Consider the following 14,884-nt stretch of genomic DNA (forward strand, 5'->3'; position numbering starts at 1 on the left):
ACCCAGGAGAGACCCATGACCATCACCGTTTCCGCCCTCTATGACAGCTATCGTGACGCCGCCGCCGCGGTGGAACGCGTCGAGGCCGCAGGTGTGTCGTCCAGCGCCATCAGCCTGGTGTCGAATGACGCGACCGCTGATCGGGCCGGCTATTCCGACTATGCAGCAACCGAGCCTGGCGCAGCTGACAGCGCCGGCACAGGTGCCGGTCTTGGCGCCGCGGTTGGCGCGGTCGGTGGCCTGCTCGCCGGCCTCGGCATCATTGCCATTCCCGGTGTCGGTCCGGTTGTTGCCGCAGGCTGGCTCGCCTCAACCCTGGTCGGTGCCACCACGGTCGGCGTTGCCGGCGGTGTGCTTGGCGCACTGGTTGGTGCAGGCGTCGATGAGACGGATGCCCGGTCTCACGTCGAAGGCCTTCAGCGTGGCGGCACACTCGTCCATGTGAGGGTCGCCGAAACCGACGCTGCCCGCATCCAGGCGATTCTCGATTCCGGCAGCGCAGTTCGTCCGAGCCTGAACACTGCGCTGCCCGGCGAGACGATCGGCCGCGTCCCCGGTGGTCCTCTCTGATTGAGGTCAATTAGTCGGCTCAGAAATACCGAAGGGGGCGCTCATGGCGCCCCCTTTTTCTGTTCCAGCCGGTCCCGGTTGGTCGATGGCGCGCGATCCGTCAGGCCTGAGATTTTGACGTTCCGGGATCGACAAGGCCCCTCTCGAACGAACGGACCACTGCCCGACCAACCGCCTCACGGTTCTTGTCGTCTTCGCAAAAGACACCGAGCCTTTCGCAATCCTCATCGAATTTGCGCCGCATCAGCCTCATGTCGTCAGGGCCGAAAAGACAGCGCTTGGGTTCAGTTGCGGTATCGTCAGCCATGGCGTCCTCCCTGACGCAACGCCTTTCCGGCGTATGTTCATCGATATCGTTCTTGGCCCGGCCCGCAGCGCACCACGGGCCGGTTTCGACACTTACAACCGGTCCGGTGGGTTGGATGGATCGGCCGGCGGAATGGGCTGAGGCATCGGATCCGGCTGGTCGGGCTGGGGCGGAATCGGCGGCGGTGTCGGCCCGGGAAACGGCTCGGGCACCGGAACGCCTGCGATCTGATCGGTCTGGTCATGTCGTGCCATGCTGCTCTCCCTTGTTCAGAGACATGAACCCGCGGTCCCAGCTATCGTTCCGCTCATCCCAGGTGCAATGTCGACGCACCCGGTGAACGGAAATGCGGCTCAGGCGTTGACGCCGGACTCAAGGCCGACACGGTCAGCAGGAACGGCGCTTTCCGCCGACACGACGAGACACAGCATGGATCTGACTGTTCGGCACGCCACCACCTATCAATATCCAACCATGGTCGATTTTGGTCCGCACCGGCTCATGCTGCGGCCGCGCGACAGCTTCGACATGCGGATTCTCGATACCAGCCTGCAGATCACGCCGGCCGCCCATCTGGAATGGATCCACGACGTCTACGGTAACCCGGTGGCTATCGCGACGTTCTCGCAAATGAGCGATCGCCTGGAGGTTGTCAGCAAGCTTGTGCTCCGCCGCTACGCATCGACACTGCCGAACACCTATTCCAATTCCCGGCAGTCGCACTTCACGCCGCGCTACACCGACGGCGAGCGGATTGTGCTCCAGCCCTATCTCTCACCAGCGACCGACGACGACGGTCGCATGGCCGAATGGATGGCGGCGGTCCTGGCTCAAGCTCCGGCCGAGAGTGCGCCGCTGACAGCGGTCTTCAATGCCATCCACACTGGCTTCGGTTACAGCGTGCGCTATGAGGAAGGGACCCAGGATCCGATCACGACCATTGCCGTGAAGGCCGGCTCCTGCCGCGATCTTGCCTGGCTGTTCATCGAGGCGGCGCGGCGGCTGGGCTATGCCGCACGGTTCATCACCGGCTATCTCCACGACAGCGTCGGCCCTGGCGGCGTGCGCTCGACTGTCGGTTTCACCCACGCCTGGGCGGAGGTTTTCATTCCAGGCGACGGATGGGTCGAGTTCGACCCGACCAATGCGCTGGTCGCCGACCCGAACCTGATCCGCGTGGCCATGGCCCGCGTGCCGGGCGATGCCTCGCCAATCTCCGGCAGCTTTGTCGGACCCGCCGGAACGTCAGCAGCCCTGTTCGTGGGCGTTGAGATCAGCGCTGCCGAAAGCACCTGAGCCTCGATACCTCATCTTGCTTAGTCGACAAACGACAAGGGACGGCTGACCTCTTCGAGCGACTTGCGCTCGGCGGCGATGCCCCAGCGCAGCATGACCCCGGCAGCGATGATCATCAGCGCCGCTCCAAGGATATAGCCGCCGAACAACGACCATCGTGATCCTGTGTCGATCAGCCAACCGAACAGCGTGGGGCCGACGACACCGCCAACCCCCGTGCCGACCGCGTAGAACAGGGCGATGGCCAGCGCCCGCAGCTCGAGTGGGAACGTCTCGCTGACGGTCAGATAGGCTGAGCTCGCGGCCGCCGACGCAAAGAAGAAGATCACCATCCAGGCGATTGTCTGCGTGGTTGCCGTCAGATAGCCGGCAGCGAACAGGTAGCCGGAGCCGGCCAGCAAGATCCCCGACATGAAGTAGGTGAACGCGACCATTGGGCGTCTTCCGATCGTATCGAACAGGCGACCGAGCAGAACCGGTCCCAGAACGTTGCCCAGCGCGAAAGGCAGGATGTACCAGCCGACCTTGTCGGCCGGGATGGCGTAGAAATCGGTCAGCACCAGGGCATAGGTGAAGAAGATCGCGTTGTAGAAGAAGGCCTGCGCCGACATCAGCGCAAGCCCAACCGCCGACCGACTTCGATGCAGATGAAGAATGGTATGCGCGACCTCGGCAAACGATGTCGACCGGCGTGCGACCAGCCGCACTTTCGGCAGCGGCTTGTCATCGATGACATGTCCCTCCGCCCTCACCCGCGCTTCGATCCCAGCAACGATCGCCTCGGCCTCTTCAAGCCGCCCGTGGGTCATCAGCCAGCGCGGGCTTTCCGGGATCCACATCCGCATGAAGAAGATGACGAGGGCCAGCAGCGATCCCACAAGGAACGCCAAGCGCCAACCGTGATCCGGGGCGAGGAATGCAGGGTCGAGCAACACGATGGAGCCGACCGCGCCAAGCGCCGCGCCGATCCAGAAACTGCCGTTGATGACCAGATCAGTCCAGCCGCGGACGCGGGCGGGGACAAGCTCCTGGATGGTCGAGTTGATCGCCGAGTACTCGCCGCCAATCCCGGCGCCCGTCAGGAACCGGAACAACAGGAAGCTCCAGAGGTTCCATGAGAAGGCCGTGGCGGCGGTTGCCACGAGATAGACAGCCAGTGTGATGAAGAACAGTTTCTTGCGGCCGATGCGATCGGTTAGCCAACCAAAGAAGAGGGCGCCAAGCACGGCTCCGGCCAGATAGGCGCTGCCGGCGAGCCCGATATCGGCATTGCTGAACTGCAGGACCGGGCTCGCCTTCAACGCTCCGGACACGGTGCCGGCGAGCGTGACCTCGAGGCCGTCCAGGATCCAGGTGATGCCGAGCGCGGCGACGACCAGCGTATGAAATCGCGACCATGGCAGACGATCAAGACGCGCCGGAATGTCCGTCTCGATGATGCCAGGAGAAGCCGTATCGGTGGGATTCACTGCCGCGCTGGTCATGGCGATCTCCTCCCGCCACCAACGCGCGAGTGCTGCGGAGGTTCGCAATCACTCCCCGAGGCTGTGCAACTCGTTGACCTTGAGCCGCTTCCGGATTCGCGAGGCATCAATCAGGATCTGGCCAGCCCACCGATAGACATTGCGCTCCCGGATGTGGTTCCGCATCAGCCGGATGCGCTCACGCTGCTCGTCCTCGGACATCGACAGGCCCCGGTCGATCGCGGTCGCCATGCCGTGAACGTCATAGGGGTTGATGATCAGCGCCTCGGACAGTTCGCTCGAAGCACCGGCGAAGCGCGACAGAACGAGCACGCCGCGTTCGTCGTCGCGCGCCGCGACGAACTCCTTGGCGACCAGATTCATGCCGTCGTGAAGGCTTGAGACAACGCAGAGGTCGGCCGCCCGGAACAGCTCATAGACGTCCTCGGGCTCGTGATGGCGGATGACCAGATGGATCGGCTGGTAGCCATCGCTGCCATGTCGGGCATTGATCTCCTCGGTGATCCGCTGGGCCTCCTGCTGCAGGTTCACATAGCTTGCGAGCTTGCTGCGCGTCGGGGCGGCGATCTGGATGAAGGTGAAGCGGCCTTTCCACTCGGGATGCCGGATCAGCAGCTCATCCACCGCCATCAGGCGATCAAGAATGCCCTTGGTATAGTCGAAGCGCTCGATGCCGATGCCGATCCGCATATCGGCCGGCAGGCCGTAGCGCTCGCGCACCACGCGCCGGCATTCGTCCACCGGCTTTTGCCCGGCGAGCGCCGCAGGCGGCCATTCGATCGAGATCGGATAGGGCCGCACCATGGTCTCGTGCCCGGCATGGACGACGGAGCGATGCTCCCGGTCGATCCGGCTTTCGATGAAGCGATCGACCGTGTCGAAGAAATTGTTGCAATAGGCCTGGGTGTGGAAGCCCAGCACTGTCGAGCCGAGGAGACCGGCAATGATCTCCTCCTTCCACGGACAGATCCCGAAGGCTTCGGCATTCGGCCAGGGAATATGCCAGAAGGTCAGGATGGTTGCCTTCGGCAGCTGCTCGCGCACCATCTTCGGCAGCAGGGCGAAATGATAATCCTGCACCAGGATCACCGGGTCGGGCCTGGTCGCCTCGCGCACGATGGCATCGGCGAACCGCTGGTTGATCGCCACATAGGCCTGCCAGTCGCTCTCGCGGAAGATCGGCCGGACATAGGCCAGGTGGCAGAGCGGCCAGAGGCCCTCGTTGGACAATCCATAATAATAGCCGTCCTGCTCCTCGTCCGAGATCCAGACCCGGCGCAGCCGATAGGCCGGCTTGCCCGGAGGCACCAGAACGCGATCGTTGGCATCGACCGTCTCGCGATCGGCCGAGCCGCTGCCATGGGCCACCCAGGTGCCGCCCGTCGCGCGCACCACCGGCTCAAGCGCCGAGACCAGGCCGCTGGCCGGACGCTGGACAGAGATGACATCGCCGTCGCGGTTGTGGATATAGGGCTCGCGGTTGGAGGCGATGATCACCTCCGTGTCGGGCAGCTCGTTCTCCAGGAGATCCTGCAGGGCCTTCGGCGACCATTCCACATTGGTTGTGTCTTCCTGCCGGATGCGATCGCGGAAGTCGCGCAAGAGCTTGCGAACGTCATCGCTGACCGGCAGGGCGGGGGCGGCAAGGCTCGGCGAGGCAGGCTGACCCTCGCGCAGGCTTTCGATCGTCGCCAGCACCGAGCCCATGTAGCGGCGTTGCAGCATCACGACGGCGAGCGTTGCAAGGACGCCGATCAGCACGATCAGGGTCAGGCCCGCCATGATGAGGTACCAGCCCGCCTGGCCGACGCGTTCGGTGACGAAGCCGCGCTCGTGAAGGACCAGCAGGGTTCCGGTCTCGCTGCCGGAATGAACAGGAAACGCTCCGATCACCAGGCGCTCGCCATCAACCCAGAGGCCGCGAAAGCGAACCTCCTCGGCCCGAAGCGGACAGGCGAATTGCGCGGGCATCCGCTTCGTCGCGATGATCATCCGGCCGGGGCCGTCGCAAAGCCCGAGTGCCAAGATGCGTTCGTCGCCCGTCACCCGTTCGAACAGGGTCCTGAGCGCCTGGGTATCGCCACCCATCTCGCGCTCGATGCGATCGCGAATGGAGTTGAACACCAGCTCCGAACGCATCTCGACATCGCGCTGTGCAACGCGTTCGACGACCGTCTTGGACAGCCAGACAAGCGCCACCGCAAGCACCGCGAGGACGGTGGCAGACGCGACAACGAAGATCACGGCGTGTGAGTATCGGCTCATCGAACTCGCACTCCCGCTCTGCCGGCCTGAAGCACTGGGGCGTCCTGTCGTCAGCGGCATGGTCAGTGGACCCACGGCTTGGACAGCCTCATCGCCGTGACGATGATGCCAACCATCGAATAGGTCTGCGGGAAATTGCCCCAGAGATCGCCGGTGATCGGGTCCATGTCCTCCGACAGCAGGCCGACATGGTTCCGTCGGGCGAGCAGGCCCTCGAAGATCTCGCGCGCCTCATCGACCCGCCCGATCGCGTGCAGCGCCTCGGCCAACCAGAACGTACAGATGTTGAACGACGTGGAGGGAAGGCCGAAATCGTCCTTCTCGTCATAGCGCAGCAGGAAGCCGGAGCGAGTCAGGCGCTTCTGGAGCGTCTCGACGGTGCGGATGAAGCGCGGATCGTCGGCTGCGACGACCCCCAGCTCATGCAGCAGCAGGGTGCTGGCATCGGCGCCTGCGCCGTCGAACGAGGATCCGAACAAGCCCTCCTTCTCGTTCCACGTCCGCTCCAGGATGGCGGACCGGATTGTCTCGGCATGGTTGCGCCAATAACCCTCGCGGGCACGCAGATCGAGCTTGGCGGCGATCTGCGCAAGCTTGTCGCAGGCGGCAAAGCACATGGCGGCGGAATGCGTGTGGATCGACTGGCGGCCGCGATATTCCCAGACACCCGCATCAGGCTGGAAGGCGCTGGCGACCGCCGCCTCGCCCAGCGTTTCGAGCTCCTGGAACAGGGCCACATCACCCATCTTGGGCAGGCGGCTGTCGTAGAACATCTGGGATGCCGCGAGGATCACACTGCCGAACACGTCGTGCTGGATCTGCTGGGCTGCCTCATTGCCGATGCGGACTGGCCCATCGCCATTGAACCCCGGCAGCGCATCGGCGATCCATTCCCGGAGGTCCTGCTCCGGCACGATCCCGTAGACCGGCTTCAAGCGGCCGCCCATCTCGTTGGCGATGACGGCGCGGGTGTAATCGAGAAACCGCTCCATGGTGAGCGTCGCGCCGAGCTTGTTGAGCGCATGGACCGTGAAATAGGCATCGCGCAGCCAGCAGAACCGATAATCCCAGTTGCGGCCCGAGCCCGCTGCCTCCGGGATTGACGTCGTCAGCGCCGCGACGATCGCGCCGGTCTCTTCGCTGGAGCACAGTTTCAGCGTGATGGCGGCGCGGATTACCGCCTCCTGCCACTCGAACGGCACGGACAGATAGCGCACCCAGTCGAGCCAGTACTGCCGGGTCGACTTCAGGAAGATCGCGCTGGTGTCATCGATCGAGTTCGGGAAAGTCTCATCCGCATGGATGATCAACGTCACCGGCCTGGTCAGCGGAAATTTGGCTTCCGACGACAGATAGGCAACCGGAATATCGGACGTGACGCGCACGGCGCCAGCCTCGGAGACATAGCGGATGTGATTGCTGCCGGGGATCGCCTGTCCGTCGAAGCGGCCGTAATCCATGGTCGGGCGGATGATGACGCGGATATGCGGGCTGCCGGCGATCGGCTCGATCCTGCGGATCAGCATGGGGGGGCGAAACACGCGGTCATACTGCTTGAACCGGGGTGCGAAATCGGTGATCCGCACCGCGCTGCCGTTCTCAGCTGTCATCACGGTCCGCAGGATGGCCGTGTTGCGCTCATAGGATTGGGATGTGCTGACGACGCCATCCATGTCGACCCTGAGAACGCCGCGTTGCGGATCCTTGCCGCCGACCAGGGCGCTGAACAACGGATCGCCATCGATCCTGGGCCAACAGGCCCACAGGATGCTCGCGCGCTGGTCGATGAGGGCCGCCAGCGTGCAATTGCCGATAACAGCCATGGCAGGCAGCGGCGCCCCCTGGGTTTCATGGGTCGTCATATACCGGACTCCGTCGCAGCCGCGGTCTGACCATCCGAAGTGGCGGCAACGCCGGCCAGCGCGGAGAGCCAGCGCCGGACCTCGCTGGCGCTGCCAAACGACTCGTCGCCGGCATGAAAATGTTCGCCCCGCACCGTCAGGCCCCAGCCATCGGCAGCACGCGCAACGGCAAAGGCCTCCTCGTCAGCCAGATCGTCACCGATCATGATGGGGCGGCGACCCGCGAACGGCGCGTGTCGCATGATCTCGGCCAGCGCGGTTCCCTTCGAGGTCCCGTTCGGAATCAGTTCGAAGACGGCCCGTCCCTGTTTGACGTGAAAGCCGAACGATTGCTCGTTGAGCAGCCGTGCCAGCTTGATGCCGAGCTCACTCGCAAATTCAGGAGCCTGGCGGTAATGAATGGACAGGATCGGCCCCTTGTTCTCCAGCCGCACCCCCGTCATCGCACGCGTCAACGCGACCACGGCATCGAACAGGGCAGGCGGCAAACCGATGCCGATCTGCTCCGCATGACCTGTGGTCTCCTCCGCGCCGAACGGCGCTGAACGGAATTCCAGCCCGTGCAGGCCAGACCCTGGAAGCTGAGCCGGCGCGAGATGTCGGTTGACCTCGGAGATGCGGCGTCCTGTCACCACCGCGACGGCACCTCCAAGCAGGCCCTGCAGACGGATGATGTCCTGGGGAAGGCCCGGCTCGACCTTCACCTGTTCGGGCGATGGCGCGATATCGGCGAGGGTTCCGTCAAAATCGACAAACAAGGCATAGGCCGAGGGTGTCGCGAGGATGAGGGGCGCGATTGCCTCCGGGCGATCATGATCGGGGTCGTTATCCAGCATTCAACCGGCCTGACGTGAGATTTTGCGAGCCACTCCCGCAATCCGGCATGGGGCTCGGGACGGCAGTTCATTGCACTGCAACGCGCCGCTCCTGATGGGGTTCCGCCCTCGCCGGGCGACGGCACGATTTTCACCGGCCGGCCGGAACGGCTTCGCGGCGCCGACGTTGATGGCCGATGATTAGCCACCGGAGCCGACATGCCGAAGCAAGCAAGCCCCGCCCCCAGACGGGAAAAACCCTCGGCAAGCGGTCTCAGCCATGGCGGAAACGACCTGCCGTCTGTGGTGGTGGAGAGTTACAATCTGGAGCTCCGCGACCAGAATGGCTTCATCGGCGACAGGGCCAGCAGAAGCGCGTTCAATGCGAAGCTGGATGACTGGCGGTCGCGCTTGCGCAAGGTTGGCACCGATCCGCTGGGCGATGCGGCATCGGAAGACCTGTCGAAGAAGCAGCTCGACGCCCTCATGAAGGGAGACGACGCAACTGCCGCGGCCCTTGTGCACGGAGCGATCGAGGATTTCGCCCAGGAGCTTGCGAAGGTCATCCGGCGCTTCATCCGCACCAATGGCTGGAAGAATGTCGAGCGCATTGCGGCCGGGGGCGGTTTCAAGGAAAGCCAGATCGGCGAACTGGCCATCGCTCGCGCCGATGTCCTCTTGAAGGCTGAGGGCATGGCCATCGATGTCCAGCCGATCCATCATCATCCCGATGAAGCAGGCCTGATCGGTTCAGCGCACCTCCTGCCAGCCTGGATGCTTGCCGGGCACGATGCCCTGCTGGCGGTCGATATCGGCGGCAGCAACATCCGCGTCGGGGTCATTGAGCTGAACCTGAAGAAGCATCCGGACCTGTCGCGGGCAACCGTCTGGAAATCCGATCTGTGGCGCCATGCCGAAGACGATCCGTCGCGGACGGCCACGTTGAAGACCATGGTCGACATGCTGGAAACGCTGATCGCAAAAGCTGAAAAGGCAGGGCTGGCGCTCGCGCCCATCATCGGCATAGGTTGCCCCGGCATCATCAAGGCTGACGGCTCGATCGATCGTGGCGGTCAGAACCTGCCAGGCGGGAACTGGGAGAGCCAGAATTTCAATCTCCCGCAAGCGCTCAAGGCGGCGATCCCATCGATCGGTGGTCACGAGACCTGTACGGTGATGCACAACGATGCCGTGGTCCAAGGCCTGGCGGAGGTTCCATTCATGCAGGACGTCAAGCACTGGGCCGTGGTGACCATCGGAACTGGGCTTGGCAATGCGAGCTTCCGCAACCGCAGCGACTGAGCGCTTCGGCGCTCACGCTTCACTGCGGCGACGATCCACGCTTGCTCCGTGGCGTGTTTGTCTGTTCCTTAGCGCCTTCCCCCGAGCCCCATACATTTCATGCCCACCACACGACAAAGATTCCTCCTGACGAGCCTGCTGTCGCTGGTCGCCGGCTTCTCGTTCCTTGGCATCGTCGTCATTGCGAGCTTCGCGCTGGTCACCTACCAGCAGGACGCCCAGAGGGGCGTCGAGCAGGCGCTCGACATCGAAAGCGATCTCCACGGGCTGTTCTCGCTGCTGCAGGACGCCGAGACCGGGCAGCGGGGGTTCCTGCTGAGCGGCGATGAAACCTATCTCGCTCCCTATCTTGCGGCGATAACGGTCATCGACCGCGAGGTCGACGAGTTGGCCGCCAAGCTTCGGCGGAACGGGCGAGACCTCGGGGCGCTCACCCGCCTGCATGACGTCATGCGGGAAAAGCTCGCCGAGATGGCCAGCACCATTGCGAGGAAGCGGGCGGGCGACGAGGCGGGCGCACAGGCCATCGTTCGGTCGAGCGGCGGCCAGGCCCTCATGACCAGAGCCCGTGACATCACGCGGCAGATGCGCATCGAACAGGGCCTCGTGCTGGAACAGCGCCGCAGCGAACTGGCCGACGCTCGCTGGCGGCTGCGGGCCGTCATTCTGGCGGCCGCCATTCTGGTGGCTCTCGTGGCGCTGCTGACGATCTGGACCTCATGGCGCCAGACGGCCGACCTTCTGGCCTCCCGCGACGAGCTGAAGCTGGCCAATGCCAAACTGATTGACCAGGCGCTTCAGCGGGAGAAGCTCGAGGAAACGCTCCGGCAGTCCCAGAAAATGGATGCCATTGGCCAGTTGACCGGCGGCCTTGCCCACGACTTCAACAACATGCTGGCGATCATCACCGGCAGCCTGGGCATCGTGCAGCGGCGCCTGCGTCGCGGCGACACCGCGATCGAGAAGTTCATCGACAATGCCATGGAGGGAGCTGATCGCGCCGCAACGCTGACCCATCGCCTGCTCGCCTTCTCACGCCAGCAGCCGCTCGCGCCGAAGTCGATCGACGTCAACAAGTTCGTCGCCGGGATGGCTGATCTGCTGCATCGCACGCTTGGTGAGCAAATCCGCCTAGAAACGGTTCTGGCCGGAGGCTTGTGGCGCACCCACGCCGACTCGAGCCAGCTGGAAAACGCAATTCTCAATCTCGCGGTCAATGCCCGCGACGCCATGGGCGAAGGCGGGCGGCTGACCATTGAAACCCAGAACGCCTCACTGGACGACGACTATTCTGCAGCGCATTTCGAGGTGCCAGCCGGCCAATATGTGCTGATCGCGGTCAGCGATACCGGCTCGGGAATGCCCCCGGACGTCATCCGGCGTGCGTTCGACCCGTTCTTCACGACCAAGGGCCTGGGCAAGGGCACAGGACTGGGGTTGAGCCAGGTTTTCGGCTTCGTCAAGCAATCTGCCGGGCATGTGAAGATCTATTCCGAACTTGGGCAAGGCACGACCATGAAGGTCTACCTGCCCCGGTTCATGGGGCCGGAGATGATCACCGAAACCCCGACCGCCGGGCGCGCTCTGCCGGTAGCTGGCGCCAATGAAGTCGTGCTGGTGGTGGAAGATGAGGAGCGCGTCCGCCATCTCTCGGTCGAGAGCCTCCGGGAGCTCGGCTATACCGTATTGGAGGCCGATGGCGCATCCGCCGCTCTCCGGATCATCGATAGCCGACCCGACATCGCGCTGTTGTTCACCGATGTGGTCATGCCTGATGTCAACGGCCGCAAGCTTGCAGACGAGGCCTTGCGCCGTCGTCCAGGCCTGCGTGTGCTCTACACCACCGGCTATACCCGCAACGCAATCGTGCACAACGGCATGCTCGACCACGGGACCCACCTGGTCTCGAAACCGTTCACGATGGAGCAGCTGGCCAACAAGGTGAGGGAGGCCTTGGCAGGCTGATCAGCTGGGTCTCCCCGCTGGCAAGGCCGCCGCTCTTTCGGAAACCCGGATCACGGGTGAATCCCGGCTGCCGTTGGCGGGGCTGAGGGCGATCGCCCACGCGGGGGCCGCCCGAGCATCGCCCAAACGATTGGCTCATCGGACGACGCGTTCACGCCTCGTTGGTCGCGAGAAACGACAGGATCAGGTGGAGAATACAGCCGCCGAAGGCAATGAACAGGAGATCGGCCGGCAAGCCGGCGCTCTGTCCAAAGCCACTATAGATGGAGGCACCTGAAAGCGCCGCCGCGCCCGCGGAGAGTGTCGTCACGATCAAATCGCCCTTCCGATACGCAACTTGAACCGGCAATCCCTGCCTTGTCGCACAGCCGCTTGACAGCAGCGTGACCCATTCCGGTGCCGTCAGCGGACGACGCTCACGGCGGCATCCGCCACGCGCGCCAATGGCTGCGATGCCCAGCCCGCGGCGATCTTCTCGCCGAACAGGATATGACGCGCCTGCGCCCGATAGGAGTCGCGCGACAGATCGGACAATTGCTCCCAATCCAGAGGCGCCAACCGCTCCTGGAGAAACATCCGTTTGGCCAGCCGCTCAACCTTGGTCGGATCGAACATCATGGACGCCTCTTGCACCGGACTGCCACCGAGCAGCCATCACCCGTCAAAACGATGCAAGGGCCGATCGGTTCCCCCTTGTCCCCCGCCAAAAAATGCAATCTGCCCGGGAACTCTTGGGTCGGGAGCTCTGTTAATCGCTCTCAGATCATGAGGAGTTCAGACTATGGGTCGCGGTGTCCTGCTTTGGCTGCTGGGTGTTCCAATTCCAATCATTCTCCTGCTTGCCTTCCTCGGTCGCTGAATGAGGATCGCGTTATGACCAGTACTGCACCGCCAGTCCTGCGCGTCTCAGAGGCGCCGTGGTCTACCGTATCCTGGAGCGCCATCTTTGCCGGCGCGATCGTCGCGACCACGATCAGCCTCGCGTTGCTGTTTCTGTGCGCGGCCGCCGGGTTCATGATGGTCTCGCCATGGTCGGGACAGGGCACGGATCCCAGCACGTTCGCGATCTCGGGCGCTATCGCCATGATCGTCGTGCAATGGGTTTCGTCCGCCTTCGGCGGCTTTGTCACCGGGCGGCTACGCACCCGTTGGGAAAGCCTCCATCAGGATGAAGTGTTCTTCCGGGACACCCTCAACGGCTTTCTGGCCTGGTGTGTCGCGACGCTCGCCGTCGGGGTTCTCGTGAGCTCGTCGGCAACCATGGTGGCACGAACCGGGATCCAGGCCACCGCGACGGTTGCCTCCGGCGCGGCCGCCGGCATCTCACTCGCATCTGCGGGGAGCGAGCCACAGGGCGCGGACCCCACGGCCTATTTCATCGACCTCTTGTTCCGCGCCCCGGCCGGATCGCCCGGACCTGGCCAGGACGCCGCGCCTGAGCGGCTTGAAGCGACACGGATCGTTGTTCGCAGCGTCGTGACCGGCGGGATCAGTCCCTCCGACAAGACCTACCTCGCGCAGATCGCATCAGCGCGCACGGGTCTGAACCAGGACGAGGCGCAGCGTCGCGTTGACGACGTGCTGGCCCAGGTGCAGGCGGCCAAGGTGAAGGCGCAGGAAGCGGCCGATGCGGCTCGCAAGGCAGGAGCGCTCGGATCCCTGTTCGTCTTCCTGTCCCTGCTGATCGGGGCGTTCATCGCCGCGGCGGCCGCAGCCATCGGAGCGAGCTTCAGGGACAATGTCCCGCGGGTCGTCTGAGAACCTCACCACGGATCAAACCATCGTCAGCCGCGCCTTGCGAGAGCAGGTGCGGCTGACGCCGTCTGGGGTCCGGGAGATCTGCGCGGAACGCCAAATCAGACGTCCGGAGGAACGATCGAGAGGCCCGGCTGTTGGCCTGATACCACCGCGCACCGGTCCTTTTCCGGTCCGCTGCGCATCCCGACAGCCACGCATTCAGGGAGGTCCCGCCATGGGCTGGTTCTCGAAGGACATTCAGACGATGGACGATCTGTTCGTCCATACGCTCCGCGACATCTACTACGCGGAGAACCAGATTCTCAAAGCTCTGCCGACGATGATCGACAAGGCGAGCGACGCGCAGCTCAAGGACAGCTTTGCCGCGCATCAACGCGAGACGGAAGGCCAGATCAGCCGCCTTGAAGAGGTGTTCCGGCTGCACGGCGTCGATGTGAAGGGCGTCGACTGCCCGGCGATCGATGGAATTCTCGAGGAGACCGACGAGATCAGCCGCGAGATCGCCGATAAGAAGGTTCTCGATGCCGCGCTCATCGCCGCCGGCCAGGCCGTCGAACACTACGAAATGACCCGATACGGCACGCTCGTGGCCTGGGCCAAGCAGCTCGGCCGCAACGATTGCGCTGCCTTGCTGCAGAAGAACCTCGACGAGGAAAAGGCGGCCGACACCAAGCTGACCTCCCTCGCAGAGGCGCGGATCAACCTGCGCGCCGTCAGCGCCTGAACAACAGCCCTCAACACCGGATCGGTCCCAGCCGAACCGGCACTAGACCAGGCATCGTCGCGGCCCCCGCGATGCAGTCGAACACAAGGAAACGCATCATGCGACGCTCAACTTTGATGGCAGCTACTCTGCTTGGCACACTCGCCCTTCCGGTGGCGGCCTACGCCCAGGCCCAGGTTTCACCAGGCGTGGCGACGGGCGCGACCACCGGCGCGGTCGGCGGCGCGATCGTCGGCGGGCCGATCGGCGCTGTTGTGGGAGGTGTCGGCGGTGCTGTTGTCGGCGCCATCGCTGACAATAACCGCCCGCGCTTCCGCGAATATGTCGTGACGAAGCGCCACCCGTCCTACACCTATCAGTCCGAGGTGGTCGTGGGCGCCGAACTGCCGACCGCTGGCGTTCAGTACTACGAGGTCCCCCCGGACTACGGGCAGACCGAGTACCGCTACACGATCGTCAACAATCGGACGGTCCTGGTCGATCCCCGGACTCATCGGATCGTCCAGGTCATCGACTGATCCCTCCCGCAGGACGAA

General features: G+C 64.1%; 14 protein-coding genes. 7 read left to right on the plus strand and 7 right to left on the minus strand.

All coding sequences use genetic code 11. From position 1 onward, the window contains the following. Positions 1–15: 15 nt before the first annotated feature. Entirely contained in the window at positions 16–570 is a 555-nt protein-coding gene (locus E8L99_RS04430; protein ID WP_137098412.1) for a hypothetical protein, read from the plus strand. Positions 571–670: 100 nt separating this feature from the next. Here E8L99_RS04430 and E8L99_RS04435 read toward each other — a convergent pair whose 3' ends face one another. Then, positions 671–877 carry a hypothetical protein gene (locus E8L99_RS04435; RefSeq protein ID WP_137098413.1) on the minus strand — a complete coding sequence of 69 codons (207 nt, stop codon included), beginning with the start codon at positions 875–877 and terminating at the stop codon, positions 671–673. A gap of 429 nt (positions 878–1,306) precedes the next feature. On the opposite strand from E8L99_RS04435, the gene E8L99_RS04440 reads away from it, so the two are divergent. Then, positions 1,307–2,173: a transglutaminase family protein gene (locus tag E8L99_RS04440; protein WP_168201566.1), complete on the plus strand. Its 867-nt coding sequence runs from the start codon at positions 1,307–1,309 to the stop codon at positions 2,171–2,173. Between the two features lie 20 nt (positions 2,174–2,193). Here E8L99_RS04440 and E8L99_RS04445 read toward each other — a convergent pair whose 3' ends face one another. The 4 genes from E8L99_RS04445 to otsB all read right to left on the minus strand — a co-directional run bounded on the left by E8L99_RS04445 (position 2,194) and on the right by otsB (position 8,620). Beyond that, the gene (locus tag E8L99_RS04445; protein ID WP_137098415.1) at positions 2,194–3,657 is read right to left on the minus strand and encodes an MFS transporter; all 1,464 of its coding nucleotides are present in this window, start codon (positions 3,655–3,657) and stop codon (positions 2,194–2,196) included. A 48-nt stretch (positions 3,658–3,705) separates the two neighbouring features. Then, positions 3,706–5,922: an alpha,alpha-trehalose-phosphate synthase (UDP-forming) gene (locus tag E8L99_RS04450; RefSeq protein ID WP_137098416.1), complete on the minus strand. Its 2,217-nt coding sequence runs from the start codon at positions 5,920–5,922 to the stop codon at positions 3,706–3,708. Between the two features lie 62 nt (positions 5,923–5,984). Beyond that, positions 5,985–7,784: a glycoside hydrolase family 15 protein gene (locus E8L99_RS04455; protein ID WP_252511257.1), complete on the minus strand. Its 1,800-nt coding sequence runs from the start codon at positions 7,782–7,784 to the stop codon at positions 5,985–5,987. Then, positions 7,781–8,620 carry a trehalose-phosphatase gene (gene otsB / locus E8L99_RS04460; protein WP_137098417.1) on the minus strand — a complete coding sequence of 280 codons (840 nt, stop codon included), beginning with the start codon at positions 8,618–8,620 and terminating at the stop codon, positions 7,781–7,783. The genes E8L99_RS04455 and otsB overlap by 4 nt, the downstream gene beginning before the upstream one ends. Before the next feature lie 198 nt (positions 8,621–8,818). Here otsB and E8L99_RS04465 point away from each other — a divergent pair, with 198 nt between their 5' ends. Together E8L99_RS04465 and E8L99_RS04470 are read left to right on the plus strand one after the other, a co-directional pair. Next, positions 8,819–9,901: an ROK family protein gene (locus E8L99_RS04465; protein WP_137098418.1), complete on the plus strand. Its 1,083-nt coding sequence runs from the start codon at positions 8,819–8,821 to the stop codon at positions 9,899–9,901. A 99-nt stretch (positions 9,902–10,000) separates the two neighbouring features. Next, positions 10,001–11,866 carry a CHASE3 domain-containing protein gene (locus tag E8L99_RS04470; RefSeq protein WP_137098419.1) on the plus strand — a complete coding sequence of 622 codons (1,866 nt, stop codon included), beginning with the start codon at positions 10,001–10,003 and terminating at the stop codon, positions 11,864–11,866. A 151-nt stretch (positions 11,867–12,017) separates the two neighbouring features. Here E8L99_RS04470 and E8L99_RS23710 read toward each other — a convergent pair whose 3' ends face one another. Both E8L99_RS23710 and E8L99_RS04475 read right to left on the minus strand, forming a co-directional pair. After that, positions 12,018–12,176 (minus strand): hypothetical protein, encoded by a 159-nt coding sequence (locus tag E8L99_RS23710; RefSeq protein WP_168201567.1) that lies wholly within the window; start codon positions 12,174–12,176, stop codon positions 12,018–12,020. A gap of 92 nt (positions 12,177–12,268) precedes the next feature. Then, a complete protein-coding gene (locus E8L99_RS04475; protein ID WP_137098420.1) occupies positions 12,269–12,481 on the minus strand; it encodes a hypothetical protein in 213 nt (70 codons plus the stop codon). A 186-nt stretch (positions 12,482–12,667) separates the two neighbouring features. Between E8L99_RS04475 and E8L99_RS04480 the strand changes: the two genes are divergently transcribed. From E8L99_RS04480 to E8L99_RS04490, 3 genes are all read left to right on the plus strand, one after another. Next, positions 12,668–13,624, plus strand: coding sequence for a hypothetical protein (locus E8L99_RS04480; protein WP_252511259.1), 957 nt, complete (start codon positions 12,668–12,670; stop codon positions 13,622–13,624). Between the two features lie 214 nt (positions 13,625–13,838). Then, positions 13,839–14,348, plus strand: coding sequence for a YciE/YciF ferroxidase family protein (locus E8L99_RS04485; protein WP_137101952.1), 510 nt, complete (start codon positions 13,839–13,841; stop codon positions 14,346–14,348). Between the two features lie 98 nt (positions 14,349–14,446). Beyond that, positions 14,447–14,866: a DUF1236 domain-containing protein gene (locus E8L99_RS04490; RefSeq protein ID WP_137098421.1), complete on the plus strand. Its 420-nt coding sequence runs from the start codon at positions 14,447–14,449 to the stop codon at positions 14,864–14,866. Positions 14,867–14,884 lie beyond the last annotated feature (18 nt).

Origin of the sequence: Phreatobacter aquaticus, from assembly GCF_005160265.1 — a bacterium.
In the GTDB taxonomy this organism is placed as follows: domain Bacteria; phylum Pseudomonadota; class Alphaproteobacteria; order Rhizobiales; family Phreatobacteraceae; genus Phreatobacter; species Phreatobacter aquaticus.

Excerpts from the sequence above, each read along its gene's own strand:
- E8L99_RS04465 (WP_137098418.1), top strand. The coding sequence starts at position 8,819 with ATGCCGAAGCAAGCAAGCCCCGCCCCCAGACGGGAAAAACCCTCGGCA.
- E8L99_RS04450 (WP_137098416.1), bottom strand. The coding sequence starts at position 5,922 with ATGAGCCGATACTCACACGCCGTGATCTTCGTTGTCGCGTCTGCCACC.
- E8L99_RS04455 (WP_252511257.1), bottom strand. The coding sequence starts at position 7,784 with ATGACGACCCATGAAACCCAGGGGGCGCCGCTGCCTGCCATGGCTGTT.
- E8L99_RS04445 (WP_137098415.1), bottom strand. The coding sequence starts at position 3,657 with ATGACCAGCGCGGCAGTGAATCCCACCGATACGGCTTCTCCTGGCATC.
- E8L99_RS04430 (WP_137098412.1), top strand. The coding sequence starts at position 16 with ATGACCATCACCGTTTCCGCCCTCTATGACAGCTATCGTGACGCCGCC.
- E8L99_RS04440 (WP_168201566.1), top strand. The coding sequence starts at position 1,307 with ATGGATCTGACTGTTCGGCACGCCACCACCTATCAATATCCAACCATG.
- E8L99_RS04470 (WP_137098419.1), top strand. The coding sequence starts at position 10,001 with ATGCCCACCACACGACAAAGATTCCTCCTGACGAGCCTGCTGTCGCTG.
- E8L99_RS04485 (WP_137101952.1), top strand. The coding sequence starts at position 13,839 with ATGGGCTGGTTCTCGAAGGACATTCAGACGATGGACGATCTGTTCGTC.
- otsB (WP_137098417.1), bottom strand. The coding sequence starts at position 8,620 with ATGCTGGATAACGACCCCGATCATGATCGCCCGGAGGCAATCGCGCCC.
- E8L99_RS04490 (WP_137098421.1), top strand. The coding sequence starts at position 14,447 with ATGCGACGCTCAACTTTGATGGCAGCTACTCTGCTTGGCACACTCGCC.
- E8L99_RS04435 (WP_137098413.1), bottom strand. The coding sequence starts at position 877 with ATGGCTGACGATACCGCAACTGAACCCAAGCGCTGTCTTTTCGGCCCT.
- E8L99_RS04475 (WP_137098420.1), bottom strand. The coding sequence starts at position 12,481 with ATGTTCGATCCGACCAAGGTTGAGCGGCTGGCCAAACGGATGTTTCTC.